Origin of the sequence: Paenibacillus sp. 23TSA30-6 (assembly GCF_014858585.1) — a bacterium.
Lineage (GTDB): Bacteria > Bacillota > Bacilli > Paenibacillales > Paenibacillaceae > Paenibacillus.
This window is the reverse complement of the sequence record NZ_SLTL01000015.1, coordinates 1-17076: the sequence shown is the minus strand read 5'-3', so window position 1 is coordinate 17076 and position 17076 is coordinate 1. Positions and strand designations below refer to the sequence as shown.

At 44.6% G+C, this 17076-nt stretch carries 14 protein-coding genes; 6 read left to right on the top strand and 8 right to left on the bottom strand.

The window, feature by feature from the left end; translation table 11 throughout:
• Positions 1 to 38 precede the first annotated feature (38 nt).
• A complete protein-coding gene (locus E0698_RS14955; RefSeq protein ID WP_192512073.1) occupies positions 39 to 1535 on the top strand; it encodes an alpha-amylase in 1497 nt (498 codons plus the stop codon).
• Positions 1536 to 1612: 77 nt separating this feature from the next.
• Here E0698_RS14955 and gpmA read toward each other — a convergent pair whose 3' ends face one another.
• Positions 1613 to 2362, bottom strand: coding sequence for a 2,3-diphosphoglycerate-dependent phosphoglycerate mutase (gene gpmA, locus E0698_RS14950; RefSeq protein ID WP_134911999.1), 750 nt, complete (start codon positions 2360 to 2362; stop codon positions 1613 to 1615).
• Between the two features lie 681 nt (positions 2363 to 3043).
• Here gpmA and E0698_RS14945 point away from each other — a divergent pair.
• The gene (locus E0698_RS14945) at positions 3044 to 3562 is read left to right on the top strand and encodes a hypothetical protein (protein WP_192512072.1); all 519 of its coding nucleotides are present in this window, start codon (positions 3044 to 3046) and stop codon (positions 3560 to 3562) included.
• An 844-nt stretch (positions 3563 to 4406) separates the two neighbouring features.
• Here E0698_RS14945 and E0698_RS14940 read toward each other — a convergent pair.
• Both E0698_RS14940 and E0698_RS14935 read right to left on the bottom strand, forming a co-directional pair.
• The gene (locus E0698_RS14940) at positions 4407 to 4658 is read right to left on the bottom strand and encodes an aspartyl-phosphate phosphatase Spo0E family protein (protein ID WP_192512071.1); all 252 of its coding nucleotides are present in this window, start codon (positions 4656 to 4658) and stop codon (positions 4407 to 4409) included.
• 219 nt (positions 4659 to 4877) lie between these two features.
• The gene (locus tag E0698_RS14935) at positions 4878 to 6275 is read right to left on the bottom strand and encodes a helix-turn-helix domain-containing protein (protein WP_192512070.1); all 1398 of its coding nucleotides are present in this window, start codon (positions 6273 to 6275) and stop codon (positions 4878 to 4880) included.
• A gap of 228 nt (positions 6276 to 6503) precedes the next feature.
• Between E0698_RS14935 and E0698_RS14930 the strand changes: the two genes are divergently transcribed.
• Positions 6504 to 6953, top strand: coding sequence for an AbrB/MazE/SpoVT family DNA-binding domain-containing protein (locus E0698_RS14930; protein ID WP_192512069.1), 450 nt, complete (start codon positions 6504 to 6506; stop codon positions 6951 to 6953).
• A 36-nt stretch (positions 6954 to 6989) separates the two neighbouring features.
• Positions 6990 to 7880 carry a DNA-binding protein gene (locus E0698_RS14925; protein ID WP_192512068.1) on the top strand — a complete coding sequence of 297 codons (891 nt, stop codon included), beginning with the start codon at positions 6990 to 6992 and terminating at the stop codon, positions 7878 to 7880.
• 151 nt (positions 7881 to 8031) lie between these two features.
• Here E0698_RS14925 and E0698_RS14920 read toward each other — a convergent pair whose 3' ends face one another.
• The 4 genes from E0698_RS14920 to E0698_RS14905 all read right to left on the bottom strand — a co-directional run bounded on the left by E0698_RS14920 (position 8032) and on the right by E0698_RS14905 (position 13040).
• On the bottom strand, positions 8032 to 8772 hold the full coding sequence (locus E0698_RS14920; RefSeq protein WP_134911998.1) for a Bax inhibitor-1/YccA family protein: 741 nt from the start codon (positions 8770 to 8772) through the stop codon (positions 8032 to 8034).
• Positions 8773 to 8943: 171 nt separating this feature from the next.
• The gene (locus E0698_RS14915) at positions 8944 to 9231 is read right to left on the bottom strand and encodes a hypothetical protein (protein WP_044644281.1); all 288 of its coding nucleotides are present in this window, start codon (positions 9229 to 9231) and stop codon (positions 8944 to 8946) included.
• 235 nt (positions 9232 to 9466) lie between these two features.
• Complete coding sequence (locus tag E0698_RS14910) at positions 9467 to 11761, bottom strand: glycoside hydrolase family 2 protein (RefSeq protein ID WP_192512067.1); 2295 nt, start codon at positions 11759 to 11761, stop codon at positions 9467 to 9469.
• A gap of 214 nt (positions 11762 to 11975) precedes the next feature.
• Positions 11976 to 13040 carry a LacI family DNA-binding transcriptional regulator gene (locus E0698_RS14905; protein ID WP_192512066.1) on the bottom strand — a complete coding sequence of 355 codons (1065 nt, stop codon included), beginning with the start codon at positions 13038 to 13040 and terminating at the stop codon, positions 11976 to 11978.
• 177 nt (positions 13041 to 13217) lie between these two features.
• On the opposite strand from E0698_RS14905, the gene pepT reads away from it, so the two are divergent.
• A complete protein-coding gene (pepT, locus tag E0698_RS14900; protein WP_149094277.1) occupies positions 13218 to 14453 on the top strand; it encodes a peptidase T in 1236 nt (411 codons plus the stop codon).
• 198 nt (positions 14454 to 14651) lie between these two features.
• Positions 14652 to 15488: a methyl-accepting chemotaxis protein gene (locus E0698_RS14895; protein WP_192512065.1), complete on the top strand. Its 837-nt coding sequence runs from the start codon at positions 14652 to 14654 to the stop codon at positions 15486 to 15488.
• Positions 15489 to 15707: 219 nt separating this feature from the next.
• On the opposite strand, the gene E0698_RS14890 is transcribed toward E0698_RS14895, so the two are convergent.
• The gene (locus E0698_RS14890) at positions 15708 to 16583 is read right to left on the bottom strand and encodes a DNA-binding protein (RefSeq protein ID WP_192512064.1); all 876 of its coding nucleotides are present in this window, start codon (positions 16581 to 16583) and stop codon (positions 15708 to 15710) included.
• Positions 16584 to 17076 lie beyond the last annotated feature (493 nt).

The window sequence follows — 17076 nt, the reverse complement described above, 5'->3', positions numbered from 1 at the left end:
TGGTGGGTAACTTGTTATATATGAAGGAGGGACGCATGATGAAAAGGAACCATACGATGATGCAGTTTTTCGAGTGGAACGTCGAGGCTGATGGCTCCCACTGGAAGAAACTTGCCCGCCTGGCACCGGAACTAAAAGCCAAAGGAATTGACGCGATATGGATTCCACCTGTCACTAAGGGCCAATCCCCCCAGGATACGGGATACGGCGTCTATGACCTTTACGATCTGGGTGAATTTGATCAAAAAGGTGCGGTGCGCACCAAATACGGAACCCGGGAAGATCTGCTGGAGGCTATTGCTGCCTGCGTTCGCCACGGTGTGGCTGTCTATGTCGATCTGGTCATGAACCATAAAGCTGGCGCGGATGAAACGGAAATATTCAAGGTCGTCGAGGTCAACCCGGATAACCGCAATGAGGTCATTTCCGAGCCGTTCGATATCGAAGGCTGGACTAAATTTACGTTCCCCGGCCGTCAGAGTCAGTATTCCACATTTCAATGGAATTTTGAGCATTTTAACGGAACCGATTATGATGCAAGTCAGGACCGAACAGGAATTTATCGTATTTTAGGCAAAAATAAAAGCTGGAGCGAGCATGTAGATGATGAATTCGGCAATTATGATTATTTGATGTTCGCGAATATTGACTATAATCATCAGGAAGTGCGCAAGGAAATGATCCGCTGGGGCAAATGGCTGGTGGATACCCTGCAATGCAACGGATTTCGTCTGGATGCGATCAAGCATATCAATCATGAATTTGTACGGGAGTTCGCTACGGAAATGATCAAAAAACGCGGACAGGACTTTTATATGGTAGGTGAGTTTTGGAAACCCGATCTGGAATCATGTCAAAAATTTCTGGATACCATTGATTATAAAATCGACCTGTTTGACGTATCCCTCCACTACAAACTACATAGCGCTTCCTTGGGTGGAAAGGATTTCGATTTAAGCACCCTTTTCGAGGATACGCTAGTCCAGACTCATCCCCTGAACTCCGTCACTTTTGTCGATAATCATGATTCCCAGCCGCACGAAGCCCTGGAATCGTGGGTAGAGGACTGGTTTAAGCCCAGCGCCTACGCGCTCATCCTACTGCGCAAGGACGGTTACCCCTGTGTATTCTACGGCGATTACTACGGCATTCAAGGGCAAACGCCCGTGAAAGGCAAACAGGCCGAGCTGGATCCGCTCCTGTATGCCCGCTATCATAAAGCCTATGGTGAGCAAAAGGATTATTTTGATGATCCCCATACGATTGGATGGGTTCGTCAGGGCGTACCTGAATTGGAAGGCTCCGGCTGCGCCGTGGTGGTCACCAACGCCGACAACGGAGAGAAGCGTATGTTCGTGGGAGAACACCGTGCAGGAGAGCAATGGACCGATCTGACGGGCCGCCACGATCATATCGTACAAATTGAAAAGGATGGCTACGGTATATTCCCGGTTCGTGCCGGCAGTGTATCCGTATGGGCGCTTCCTGCCGAGGATGACAGCCCGGAGGAAGCAGATGACGACGTGGACGCTTAATATATTACTTATTAACTTATACCCAGCACAAAGAGGACAGGATGCGAGGAAGCGCCCTGTCCTCTTTTTATCGAAAATCACTCCGTCACCTTGCTTTGGTTAGCCACAGCCTGTTTTTTCGCCTCCACATGACTCGGATCACCGAGATAGAAGCGCCGAATGGGATCTATATGCTCGTCCAGCTCATATACCAGCGGAATGCCTGTCGGAATATTCAAATCCAGCAGTGCGGTTTCGTCCAGATTCTCCATGTACTTGATCAGTGCCCGCAGGGTGTTGCCATGCGCGGAAATAATGACCCGTTCCTTTTTTTGAACCAAGGGCACAATCCGCTGCCTCCAAAACTCACCGACCCGATGCACCGTATCTTCCAAACTTTCTCCGAGCGGCAGCTCTTCCGGCTTAATGTTGCGGTATCGTTCCTCCCTGCGAGGACTGCGTTCATCCTGTTCATCCAACATAGGAGGCCGCACCGTCAGGCTACGCCGCCAGATATGAACCTGTTCCTCACCGTATTGGACGGCGGAATCCAGCTTGCTAAGCCCCTGAAGAGCACCATAATGGCGTTCGTTTAGCTTCCACGACTTCTGTACGGGTATCCACAAATGATCCAGCTCGTCCAAAATGTGATACAGCGTACGAATGGATCGTTTCAGCACCGAAGCGAACGCCAGATCAAACGTATACCCGTTCTCCTTGAGAATACGCCCTGCCTCTATGGCTTCATGGGTTCCCTGCTCGGTCAGGTCCACATCCGTCCAGCCTGTGAACAGGTTTTGACGGTTATACACGCTTTCTCCATGCCTCACCAGCACTACTTGATACATAGAAGACCCCACTCCTTTCCTGTTTATCGTTATGTTTATGTTTTACCTAACTTCTATGTATTTAACGTAAAATAAAGTTTTTAAACAGGTTCTTTTACTACTCGCAAAAACAGGAGGTTTCTCCATAGCCTGATCACACAAATTTGTGTGCTTTTTTTGGATAGTTTTTTGGGACAGGATTTTGCAAAATTCGATTCCAGTCGCTCCGAATTGCAATATATGACGAACTAGACAGATTCGATCTATATATTGTTCATTGGAAGTCGCTTATTGGATTTTTGCAAACTCCTCGGGAATGAAATACTTAAAAAATGGAACAGCAACTCAGAGTTAAAAACAAAGACAAACAACTTTGACCGATGACGAGAGCAGCTCCTTTCCCCAGAGACCATCCGGGGCCTTACGGCACGCGCAGGCAGCAAGGCACCAGTTAACCAGCGGAAACATGAACAGCCTGGTCAGAACCCTTGCGCGGTTCAATTCCGTAGCGTGCCTTATTAAGATAATGGAATCATTGTCCATTTTTTTGTTGAAAAATTACAATAAAAAACTTATAATGTAAAAGAAAATAAATAATTACCTGTAAAAACTTCATTGATCAGGAAGGCATAAATAGATTTTTTACATAATCAATTTGATTGATAAAGTACACAGGTAAAAAAAATTAAAGAGAGTGGGTTTATGAGTATGAAAAACATTAAAAAAGCTTCTGTAGTATCTGTTTTGTCTTTAGCTCTTGCAATTCCATTAACTGCTTCTGCCGCAGCTACTACGGATGTTGCACCAGCTACAACTGACTCAGCAGCAGTTTCCCAATCTGCAAACACATCGATTGATGTGACTACACCAACAACTGGTGACCATGTCATTACTCCACAAGCTACTGATGGACAAATTGTCGATCGTCCAGTAGCTGGATTTAATGATTCTGCTGATTTTGACGTTAAAGCAGGGTATGGATATGTAAGATTGTACTTGAGAAACACAGGGAACACTACTATAACTTTTACTGTGAATCAGGGAAGTGCATCTGGTGCGGAAAAGTACAGTGGAACAGTAAAACCTGGTAAAACATTCGATGAAATATTAAATTCAAGCAAGCCATGGACTGTAGGGAAATTTTATGTTAGTTTAAGTAGTGGTTCTGGTTCCATGTCTGGAAAGCTTGGAGTTCGGACTAGTACTAATACGAATTTTTAAATATAATTGCTGGGAAAGCGAGCCAATGAGGCTCGCTTTTTTTGTTGGGGGTGATATTCATGAAGAAAAGCCCGAAACCAGGAATATGTATGCTTTGCAACTACCCCAACCCGAACCCGGAGCATACAACGATGGGCTCATCCTTTTGTGATACATGTTGGGATGTAATGAAATCTGGGGATGAGGACAAATTGGGTGACAGGATCATTTGGGACAAGTGATATCAAGAAAGTGAGCAAAAGCCAGCTTATTATGGTTTAACTGCCCATTTTCCGGTAATGTCCAGTTTCTGCGCTTTGACGACCATTTTCAGTAATCAGTAAAATGGTCTTGTTCTTCCTCTCTAGTAACTAAGTACAAATGCTTTTATGCAAGAGCGCAGCGTTTTGCATCCCGCTTGCGGGAATAGATCCTATCGCTGTTTATTTTTTCGGGTTTTAAATAAGCGCCTATGTCAATTTGGTGCTGATAAGTATATAAAGCGTAATATAAAAGCCGGATATCGGTATTTTCATGCTGATAAACGTAATACATAGGCAGATAAGTCGCTCAATGATGAGTGGCTTTTTTTATTGCCTTTTGAAAGGTTGAATAGGTTTTGAAGAAGAAGCAGCTCATACGCAGCCACGAGGTCATTCACTTCCTCCAAGGTCAATTTATTATTCTGTCTACTCTTTCCTATCCATTCAATGATATATCCACCGACAACCATAGTCTTTTCTGAGTCTGTTCCATCAGATATCACACTTTCCAGTTAATAAAAAACAAATTTTATATTTTATTACATGGGGATGTATTTTTATTTTTTTCTCAAATAATTCATTTTATAGAATAATTATGAGCGTTATGTGGGATTGGGAAGAGGAATATTTTTGCATACAAAGGATGTGGTTTCTGAGGTTTCTGACTGAACATAGTGGTGATGTAACTTCTTAGTCTGATACATACGATTGTACTGATTAATTAGTTCGTCCAAAATCATAGCTTGCTCAAGTACGCAAGCATGTCCAAAGCCATGCTGCTTGTACAGATCATGCAACCGTTGACGGGCGTTTTCCAACTGTTGATTTAACGTTAAAGTTTCATCTATGTTCATGTCTTCAACCTCCTAATAAATTTCATTTTAGAAGATAATGGACAAATACAGCATGATCATTTTTTAGCCAAAACAACAAAATAAACAAAAAAAGCCAGCCTAAGGGCTGGCCAAGGTAAAATTCTTATTGATTAAGCTGTGCCAATATGTCCTTGAACCTGGATTGCGTTAGAGCTTGGGATTCCGGTTGGAACTGGTAGTGCGAATACCAGTAAAAAGCTAGTTGTCGCCAAAACTAAAGCCATCTTTTTGATCATTTTTTTTCCACACCTCCTCATAAGCAGAATAAAATTGTGCCTGCGTTTCAGGAGCAGCATATTCACTGAAACGGAAAAATAAGCCTGCACAATTAGAAACAAGTAGTGCATGGTTAATTATACCAGCATTTTTCAAAGCTTCTATTAAACATTTGAAACCATTTGAGTATCTGCCTTTGTTCAGGTTGTACTTGGCTAACTTATACCAGAATCGTACATTTTCTTCGAGTATAACCTGCTGCTCTGTTAATGTACTCGTATAAGCTTGGTTTCGATAAGCTGCAATTTGGGGTTCAAAGTGCTGAAGAATATGATCAATGTCGATGTCGTACCGATTAGCTACTTCTACGACGTTTAAAAGTTCAGCAAAAAAATGTTGGTCGCCTGATATATGGCCAACGTAATCCGTCAGCACGCTAATATCTCCAGACATAAGCCTATTTATGTAAGTATTAATTTTAGCCCATTGCTGAAATTTACCTAGCCAATGGAGTGTATCTGAATCTGTTTCTTTAACCCAGCTTAGATCAGTATAGCCACGTATATGCTCTAAAGCCTGTACATGATCTCCATTTGCATCACAAGCGTGTGCACACATCAGTTCAGCATAAGCTATGTATACAAACAGAGGTCTGCTAAGTTTCTTTACCGGTTTTATTTCTCGCTTGGAGTTATGAACCAAATTGTACTGAATTTGTCCTAACTTATACATTTGGCATGAAAATTTATAGACCTTATCCCACAAGCTCAATGATCTATACACGTTTGCCAAGTCTTTCAAGGCATCCAGTTGGTCAATTTCATCCAAACGGTCGACAAAAGGTTCAAATTTAGCTGCTGCTTGTAGATTTTGAGCCTGATCTTCCCCTATCCGAATGCTAAATAGCCGATACTGGCATAAAGCAAGTCTTTCTGAATGCTGCTTTCTTTCACTCTCAGCCGCGTTTTCATAAAGGTAAGCTGCTGTGTCCCGATAACCTTTGTGGAACAAATCCTCGGCTAGTCCAAAGAGCGCAGGACTGTAGGTCGGATTATCCAGAAACATACTTACAGCACGCTGTAAGCAATCCAGTCGCCCTAACTCAACACAACGATATACGAAAGGTTTTACTCTTCGCCAGTTAAGTGGTGATTCTTCAACGCACTCTTCAACGAATCGCTCATAAAAATAATCCGGTGGTAAATTCATGCCCATCGTAATGCGATCCAGTTGATTAACAGATAAAGAACGATTGCCTGTGATGATGCCGCTTACTGTACCTACATTCAAATTAGTGATATGGCCAAACTGGGTCATACTCAAGCCTTTCTGTTTCAGATATCTTTCAATTTCTGCCCGAATCGCAGGTGTTATTTCCATGAATAAACCACCCTTTCAGCGTTAACTTTGGAATGTGCAAATTTAAATAAAAAGAAGAATTGGAAAACTCGTAATATAATGAAACATTTGTATGTTTTCAATATACCACCTATTGTCACAACAATAATTACCCCTTTTTTTGAGAACATTGGATTATGTACGCAAAAATCACAGGTGACAGATCAGAGAATGAAGTGGGTTTCTATAACCTGATAAGGAGGATATCAATTGAAGAGAACAGGTATGACACGTCCCTTAGATACGTTAGGCCGGATTGTTATTCCGATGGAAATCCGAAACTCAATGGGGATTGAGATTGGCGAGCCTTTAGAATTTTATATGGACGTTGAACAAGGTTTTATGGGCATAGGAAAGTATAGTAGCGGGGTTTCCTGTAATTTGTGCAATTCATTTCAGGATTTAACCTATTTCAAAAGTTTACTTTTATGTAAGCAATGTATACTCGACCTGAAGGGAAACGTAGGTGTTCGTCCCATTCCTGCCCCTGTTGTTAAGGGGTCTACGTACAAAGAAAAAAAAGTAAATCGGTCGACACAAGAACTGGTTGAAAGCCTAAGAAGACTCAAACACGAGCATCCGACAGCCAAGCAGAGTGAATATGCCGAAAGGCTTGGCGTGTCACAAGGCCGTATTTCCCAGCTTAAAAAGTTATTATAGCGTGCGACTTTTAAAGCAAATATAGAGGCGTTAGTGATGGAGAATCATTTGAATACAGAGGAAGAAATCTATTTGTTGTCTGAACACGTGCATCCCTTGGATAAGGCTTTTGAACTATTTCGGCTAAATTATAGACAAAATGATTGGGCAGAAGCGGGTCGTGTCGCTGATCACATTTTAAGTATAGCTGAACGCAGTTATAACAGTAGACGAAAATGGGGGGAAGTTGTTCCTCTAAACCAGATGCTAAAACACCCACTTATATTTTATTTTGGATACGGATACCTGGCTAAATCAATCGTTTTTCAGAAGCGAAGTCTTTTTGATCGAGCAAGAGAATATACAGCTAAATATGCTGACTTAGGATGGTACGAAAATGCTACGGACGAAGATATACAAGAAATAGAACGTTTTAAAGGATTGGCAGTGGCAAATGGATACGCTGTAGACTTATTATCAGGGAATAAGGAAATATTGAAGGAGTACAATGAGTTTATACAAGAAAACGACGAGGAAACATTGCCCGGATTAATCACAATTTTTGAGGTAGCAAACATAAATGAATGGAATATAGACGAGTATTATTATATTCCCGATCAGCTAGAGACTTTTTCCAGCTTTGAAGACCTTGGAAATCGTGTGTATTATGTGAAATTACTTAATCAACTAGCTATCTATAACATAAATCAGCAGCGGTATGGTGTCGCCATAAATTATATTCTGAATTGTTTGCAAATAGCAGTTACAATGGATTTATACAGGGAATTTATTACAACTATTTCCATATTCGAAACCGTTCGTATGTTTGCAACAACGGAACAGCTGACAAAGTATCAAAATATCTTACAGGGAGTGCATTCACATGAGAAAAACATTAGTAGTTGCATTTATGCTGATGATATTTGTTCCTTTCAATCACGGTGTTAACGGGTAACAGCCAAGGCCAATTGCATCAGCAGATGGCCCTCAGGCTGTCGAGACTTTCTCGAACAGCCTGAGGGCGGATTCAGCCGTCCTCTTCTCCTTATCCTGCACCTATCTGCACATTAAAGTGAAACTATTCATGAATCGCAGACACTTAGTCCTCCTTGCTGAACTTGGACAACAGCTCCAAAATCCGCACATACAGCCATACCAGGGTCAAGAGCAATCCAAAAGCGCCGTACCATTCCATGTATTTGGGTGCCCCTTGCTCGGTCTGCTCCTCAATAAAATTAAAATCCACCAGCAGATTCAAAGCCGCAATGATCACAACAAATAAACTGATGCCGATGCCAAGCCAGCCTGTCTCATGGATATACGGAACATTCATACCGAAAAAATTCAAGATAAAGTCCACCAGTGTGACCAGAGCAATAGCCAGCGTACACAAAACAACGAATGAGATAAAGCCCCGTGTCACCTTGATGATTCGCTGTGTGTACATAAAGAGCATCAGTAACAAGATACCTACGGTCAGCAAAATGGCATTGGCCACAATGCCGGGGTATTCATACTCCATATAAGCTGAAATACCGCCCAAAGCAAAGCCACTGAAAATCGCATAGATTGGCGAAAGAAGTGGAGCTGTTTTTGGAAAAAAGAATATCGCAAGGGCCATACCAGCCATACCGAACAAACCTGCAGTCATCAAGGATAGGACCTCTATGATCCCCTGGTCATTCATATACCAGGTTATACTGCCAGAAACGATAAGCAAAACAAGTAGAAGCAACGTTTTATTTACCGTTCCTCCAATGGTCATGCGTTGTTCGCTAACTTCTCTTTCATCTTCTCGCAAAAAAATGTCATCACGTAAAACCGGATTGCTTAAGCTCATTCAGGGTGCTCCTTTTCAAATGTGTTAATCTCTAAGTTTGGCCTGTCGATTCTTTGTGCTGTATATGTATATATCGGCACAACCTGAAAAAAGTTTCAGAAAATTTTCAAAGCAAAAAAACTCTAGCTCACCTTGCGGCAAACTAGAGTTAGAGGATCAGGTCGTTACAGCTTAAAAATCAGCTGTCGCAATCTGGATCGTACCCGTAGCTGCTCCAGCTGCGGTAGTCTGCAGAGCGGCTACCAGCAGTAAAGCAACAGCCAACGTGAGACTGTTAGTTGGAGGGATAACATAAGTGATCACAGGTGCGTTGACACGAGTGACGACAAGATTGATCGGAGCCGGACCGTTATTATTAACGGTAATTGTAGCATTCGCGCCACCGTTCAAGTTTTCAAAGTATGATTTACCAATATTGGCAGCGAGAGAATAGAATTGCTGAGGTAATAGAATCGCCATAGGATTCACCTCCCTTGCGCTTGATGGTGTATTCTATGCTTCCAATCTATGAACGCAACGTCAATTGACTCAGCCATAAGACACAAAGTTTACAGATTCATAGATTAAAGTCCCTATCACAAGCCAAAAAAGGGTTGCCTTCTCAGATCCTTTGTAGAATCTGATCGGACATCCCCTTCTTAAATAAACGAAGAAATAACCTACATCATATAACGTTAAATGTTCTATTTTAATTCTACTGCACGAGAATACTTACTTCCCGCGGGTCAAAACGGGATGGCGCGGAAACCTTCACACGGATATTACCCGCCTCTCCCTTTGTACGAACCCAGAACGCAATGCGTCCACCAATCAGGGATAAGGTTGAAGGACCGATCAAATCACCCGCTCCCTCGACCTCCACCGAAACCGGATCAGCATAGAAAGGCAGGACATTCCCGTATTCGTCCAGAGCATCCACCACAACTCTCGTCACGTCCCAATCGCCTGCCTCCAGCGCTGTATCATCGGCAGCTACACGCAGCTCCGTGGGTACAGGATTACGGGAATAGCGTCTGCGAATGACCTCTTGACCGTCCACGTACCCGATGAACACGGCATCTTCCCACTTCATGCCCCAGTGACCTGTCAATTCGTCGATAACGACGGGAGGATGCGGGAGCGCCGGATACTTTTTCTGGTTCGGACGATAGACGCCCTTACGCTCTTCACCATAAATGAATTCCACCTCATCACAATTGGTGAACACAACTAGCGGCACAACGCCCCCGATGTTCCGTTCGCCACGTGACCAGTAAGTGACTGGCTCCAAAATGATTTCCTGCTCGACCCGCTTCTGACTGCGATACACGTTCGCTGCGAATTTGGGCAAGCGGAACATATCCATGACACCGTGGTAGCAGATTTTATCGCCAGAGCCAAAATCCGCGTGTGTATTATAATCAAAAGCGCACCAGCCAATCGCACCAGCAATGCCTTCGTCGGCATAAGAAGCATTCTGCACCCGCGTATGGCGCAGTGCATGCTCCATCACCCGTTCCTCCTGATCAAAGCGCTTGGTCGGGTACATATGCCCGTTATATTCCGTCACCAGATAAGGGACCGGATGATCCAGCTTGGTGACGATGGACGGCTCGCGCAGACCTGTCGTTTCGCCATCTACACCTTCTGTATCGTCATACGTATCGAAATTGCGGATTTCCTTCACCAAATATTTTTGATGCCCACCGTCATGAACGAAATCATTCATCGTATACACATCTTCCAGCAGTTCGCTGCCTACAATATAGCGCACCCCACCAGTCGCACGAGTCGGATCAAGCTTGCGTGCAAGCTCATTGGTACGTGCGTACAGCTCATGATCATCCTGCGATTCATTAATCCGCACGCCCCAGATCACAATAGACGGATGATTACGATCACGGATAATCATGTCCTCCACATCCCTGACCACCTGCTCCTTCCACGCTTCGCCGCCAATATGCTGCCAGCCCGGAATTTCCTCAAAAACGAGCAATCCGATCTCATCGCAACGGTCCAGAAAATGGCGGGACTGCGGGTAATGTGATGTCCGGACCATATTCAGGCCCAATTCCTCTTTGAGTACATCCGCATCACGGCGCTGCGCTCTTTTGGGCATCGCATATCCGACGTACGGGTAGGACTGATGACGATTCAAGCCCAGCAGTTTGAGCTTCCGCCCGTTCAGGTAAAACCCGTCCGGCTGAAATTCGGCTTCGCGGAAGCCGAAGCGCACATTCAACCGATCCAGCTCTTCACCATTCCGCAGCAATGTCAGCTCTGCTTCATACAGCTTGGGATCATCTATATCCCAAAGCTGTAGGCCGTTCAGTTCTTTCAGTTCCAGTGTGACTTCCGCTGACTTCACTTCTGTCGGCCGGATTTCGGCCTTCACGTTCGCTCCGTCCAGCAATCGCAAGGCGACCGTTAAGTCGTCCTCCTGATCGCCAACGCCCTCCAGCTCCGCGACCACGCGTACCGCCTTGCTTGCCGCAAGTGGCTCCGGTGTCTGGACGAATACCGTGCCGAGATGCACAGGCTCGACAACTCGCAGTTGCACCTCACGGTAAATACCGCCATAGGTCAGATAGTCAATGACTGCCCCAAAAGGAGGAATGTCGTCCCGCTCCGTGGAATCGACGATGACCGTCAGTACATTGGAGCCTCCGTATTCGGCAAGTCCGGTCAATTCAATACTGAACGGTGTGTAGCCTCCCTTATGCTCCCCCGCTTTTACCCCGTTCAGATACACCTGCGCGTAAGTCATGACCCCTTCAAAATCGACATACACCCGTTTCCCCTTGGTATCTGCCGGAATGTTCAGCTCCCTTTTATACGTGGAAACAAACTGGAACGCCTTGTCGTCAAAATAGTTATACGGCAGCTCTACATTGGTGTGTGGCAGCAGAATGGGCTCATACCGACTCGCATCAATTCCTGCGCTTATTTCGCTCTCAACATATTCAGGACGGTAAAACCACTGGTCATTCATCGGCAAAATGGTACGCATGGACAGTCACCTCAACCTTTTATTTTTCACTCTTTTACCATAGTAAAATATTTAAGTAAAAATAACGAGTAAAACTTAGTAAAATAAATATATTTTTAATGTAAGCATTTACAAAACATTTGTCAATTCCGTTTTTTTTCTTTTGACCATACAAAAAAAACAGCCCCGGCATCCGGAGCTGTAAAGGTCATTAAACACACAATGGAGCACATTTCTATATCGAAGCCGTAAACGGCGACGCACTGCTGTTACGAATCATCAGCTCGGTCGGAATGGTGACCTTTCGGCCCACCTCGTTCGGACCGTTGCGCACCGTATGCAGCAAAAGCTGAACGCCCGTTTCTCCCATCAATTCAGTATGCGTCTTGACCGTCGTCAGCGACGGTGTCAAATACTCCGCTGTCGGAATATCATTGAAGCCGACGATTGAAATACGTTCAGGGACAGCGATTTGATGCTGCTCCAGCGCCTTTAATACACCAATCGCCACCGAATCGCTCGCCACAAAGAAGGCTGTAGGCAGGTTCTCTGGCCCCGCCAGAATGGCCGCTTCCATCGCACGAAAGCCGTCTGCCGCCGTCCCGCCGCACACATGAACGTCGTTCGATGTGCATAGCGCATGCTGCCCTTTATACTGTAAAAAGATCTCATAACGCGCATCCAGCTCCGTCTGGTTGAAATCATGGGCCTGCTCATCCTTACCCATACCCACATAACCGATATGACGATGGCCCGCGTCCATCAAATAATCCAGCGCGTCCGCAGCAGCACGAGCGAGGTCAATGACGACATAGTCCGCACCCGTTCGCTCCACGGGGTGATCCAGAAAAACACAAGGGATCGGAAGCTCCAGCATGTGCTCCACTTCCTCGCTGCTAAAGTGTCCGAGCACAATCAGCCCATGCAGCCCTTCGAACAGCGTCTTCAGTGCGGCCAGGTCTTCCCGCCGGAAAATGCGCTCCAATTGCGCTCCGCTTTGGCGGCATTCCTTTTCCACGCCGAACCGGATGGACAAATAATACGGGTCCTCCAGTTCTTCATACGCGCTAAACCAATGGACCATACCGAGCCGAATCGGCCCCTCGGCCTTTTTACGAGGCTGACGCCCGATACCGCCATTTTTACGTTTGGCTGTCGTATATTTCATACGCTCGGCAACCTCGAAAATTTTACGCCGTGTTTCCTCCGAAACGGACAGTGTTTCATCATAATTTAACACTCGGGAAACTGTCGATATGGAAACTTCCGCCTCCTGAGCAATATCTTTTAACGTAGGCATTGCAGACTCCTTTGATGGTTTTACTCCATTTTTACGTTCTTTTACTGTTATCTTACTCGTCGTCTCTGTGCAACACAAGCTGTCGTTTTAGAAGGTACAGCCAAATTTTTCATATAACAAGTCCAATCATGATAAAATATGTAGCATATCAGAAATGACCACAAGGAGGATATACGCATGAAACAGGAACTGATTGAACGCCTGACCACTTATGTTCAGGTGGATACCCAATCCGATGAAAGCAGCAACACTTGCCCGACCACACCCGGACAGCTCACACTGGGCAAACTGCTGGTCAACGAACTGAAAGCCATTGGTATGACAGATGTAACGATGGACGACAACGGTTATGTCATGGCAACCCTTCCTTCCAATACGGATAAAGAAGTTCCGGTTATCGGCTTTTTGGCCCATCTCGATACCGCTACCGAAATGACCGGCGCAGGGGTAAAACCCCAACTGACGGAAAATTATGATGGGGGCGATATTACGCTGAATGCATCGCTGGGTGTGAACCTTTCTCCGCGCGAGTTCCCCGAACTGTCCCAATATAAAGGTCATACCCTGATCACGACGGACGGTACTACATTGCTTGGTGCAGATAACAAAGCCGGGATCGCAGAAATTATGACAGCCATACATTATCTGCTGGATCACCCGGAGATCCCGCACGGCAAGATTCGCGTCGCATTTACACCGGACGAGGAGATTGGAAGAGGACCGGAACGGTTTGATGTAGTTGCTTTTGGTGCCCAATATGCCTATACAGTGGATGGCGGACCGCTCGGAGAACTGGAATATGAAAGCTTCAACGCCGCAGCCGCCCATATTACTATTCATGGCGTTAATGTCCATCCAGGTACAGCCAAAAACAAAATGATTAACGCCGTCAAAATTGCCATGGAACTAAACGGACGATTGCCGGCGAATGAAGCTCCGGAATACACGGACGGATACGATGGCTTTTATCATTTGCTGGAATTTGAGGGTACGGTAGAACAAGCCAAACTCTACTATATCATCCGTGATTTTGATCGTGAAAGCTTTGAAAACCGGAAGGCTTACTTAACGAACGTGGTGAAAGAGCTGCAAGCCGCATATGGGGAAAACCGTATCGTTCTGGAGCTGAGAGATCAGTATTACAACATGAAGGAAAAAATTGAGCCCGTCAAGCACATCGTGGATGTTGCCCATGAAGCGATGACAAAGCTGGGCATTGATCCGATTATGAAGCCGATTCGTGGTGGTACAGATGGTTCACAGTTGTCCTATATGGGACTGCCTACACCGAATATTTTTACAGGTGGGGAGAACTATCACGGCAAGTTCGAGTATGTGTCTGTAGATAACATGGTGCTTGCAACCAAGGTCATTGTCGAAATCGTACAATTATTCGAACAGCGCGGCGAGTGACCCGAATACAAGAAGCTTTTGCATCATTATAAACGAAAAGGCATATCGTTTCCTGACTTGAAGCGGTGTGCCTTTTTTCTGAAACTCTCATACCCGTTGAATTTTTCATTACATTTATAACTTTTCTCCCTCCGTAGACCGACAAATATATATGTGACTATAAAAAATATACCTAGTAAAGAAAGGTAGGTAATCTATTTGAATACAGTAGATGCATTAATTGCAGCCATTCCCTACATACAACGGATTATGCGTGAGAAGGTAACCCTTTGCCTCTTAGACCGTACTCATGTTCTGGCTTATAGCGAGTCGGAGGGGATGGAGCTCGGCTTTGAAACTGGCTCAGAGCTGCTCGAGGGCTACCAAAATTTTTCCATGCTTAAAAATGGGCGCGAGCCCAGCCTGACCCACGTTCCTGCTGAACTGCTGGGGTATCCTCTCGATATGGTCAGTATTCCTGTGTTTGACGAAAATGGCGAGGTCGTTGCAGCATTTGCTGCTTCCTATAATTTGACTAACAAGAATCAGTTGGATCAAATCGTCACTGAGAACCTTTCCATCACCGAGCATCTCATTGACATGGTGCAGCATGTAGCAGCGCATTCCGAGGAGCTACAGGCTACCAGTGAGCAGATTTTGAAGAACACCCAAATTGCCGTACAAAACTCAGGCAAAATCAATCAAGTTGCTGTATTTATCAAGGAAATTTCCGAGCAAACCAACCTGCTCGGACTGAATGCCGCTATTGAAGCCGCACGTGTGGGGGAAGCGGGAGCAGGCTTTGGCATCGTGGCTCAAGAGGTGCGTAAGCTATCCGTAGAATCCAAAAAGGCGACGGTCGATATCGAAGGAGCTCTCAAGGATGTACAAAACTCCATTCGTCAGATGGAAGAGGAAATTGTGCAAATCGTTTCCTCCTCTCAGGAGCAAGCGACTCTCGTAAGCTCTTTTACCGAAGTGATGGAGCGTATGCAACAAGCGAGTGAAACGATGCAGTATCTGGCGAAGAACTTGACTTCCTATATCGTAAAATAACATAGTTTACACATGAGGAGTTTGCATAATCCTGACATGAAAAAGGGAGCCACTTATCGCATCATTTCACATGCGTTAAAGTACGCTCCCTTTATTTACAAAATCCCTGCCGGGACTTATCAATCCAATCAAGTTTAAACAGTAACAGAAAACACCCCATGATTGGCAGGATTCACGGGGTCTAGCTCACCCAGTACAGTTCCCGCCGGAATCACAATACTAAGAAACACCAAGACCATAGTTACCGAGATTAAAGCCTTTTTCATTATGAAGCCCCCTTAATAAAATGGTTTGATATTGCTCTTGCTGTGACGGTGTTGCCAAATCTCGATAAGCCTCAAACAGAGCGACCAGTGTCCTGAAATCGGCATCTGTTTCTACACTAACAGAGGATTGAAGAGAAACAAGGACATAATTTAACGCAACGGTGTACTGCTCCTGTTTGAAATAATAAATGGCTAATTGGTTAACCAGCTTTAAATAATATACGCGGTTTCCTCTATCTTCATAACCTGCAAATATCTCAATATCGCGGGCAAAATCATTTAACAGATCGTCAATGTTCCAATTATTCAAATTAGCAGCTTCGGCAATACCGACCAATCCCGGAAGCAGTTCCTCATCATTGGCGTGAAGAAATTGAATATATTCGGGCAGAAGCTCCCGTTTTCCCGAAAGCAATTCTATCGTAAACAGGTTGGCTTTGGCGAGAAAGCGAAATCTTTCTACTTCTTCAAGACCGCTCTCATCCAGCCCCATAAACCAGCCCATCTCGCTATACTTCATAATATAATCTCTGGCTTCATCATACTTGCCTTTATTCTGATAATAAATAGATTTCGCCAGATAGCTGTATGCATAATAAAATACCAACGGATGTTTGGTATTCAATGTCTCGTGCTTGCCGTCCACAGCATTTCTCAGTTGGATGTGATACAGGCTTTCAGCCAAAGCATGCAGATAGTCTGCAACCTTGTTCGCTTCATCCCAATCGTTATGTGTGTAGCTGATTCTAAACAACTCACAAGCCTTGTCGAGTTCGTGGCTGTCCGACAACAAATAAATAGCTTCCCTTTGATTCAGGACCTCTTCCACTAAAACCCGCCTCCCTATCCTGAAAATGACGTTTACCCATGTATTCTCATCAGGAGCATCCGCGTTGTCATTCCTCTAGCATACCAGTATATTACAAATATAGACAAAAGCTAACTTGAAGTCAATTCAATCATAGATATGCAGTTTCTTTTGCAACCTAACATTGTCGTGTATGGTTTATAGCCGATGAATAAATGAATCATGCTATAGAAATAATCCATAACAAAGATGTGAATCAGGCCCTCCAAAGGAGGTCAAAAAGAAGTCATAGTATCGTCAGGGTAACTACGTTACGAAATAGTGCGTACTTTTCAATCGGATACCGGGGGCTTACAATCAAACCTGTGCATGAAACCAAAGTATTCGCAGCACTCAACAGAGTATGTACCTGTTCATCCAATACAAATTCACTAAAGGAGCCATTCCTGTAATGAATTAATTTGAGGTTTGAAACAAAAAAGCGCCTCCTGTATGCTGGGTCTGGAATGCAGTC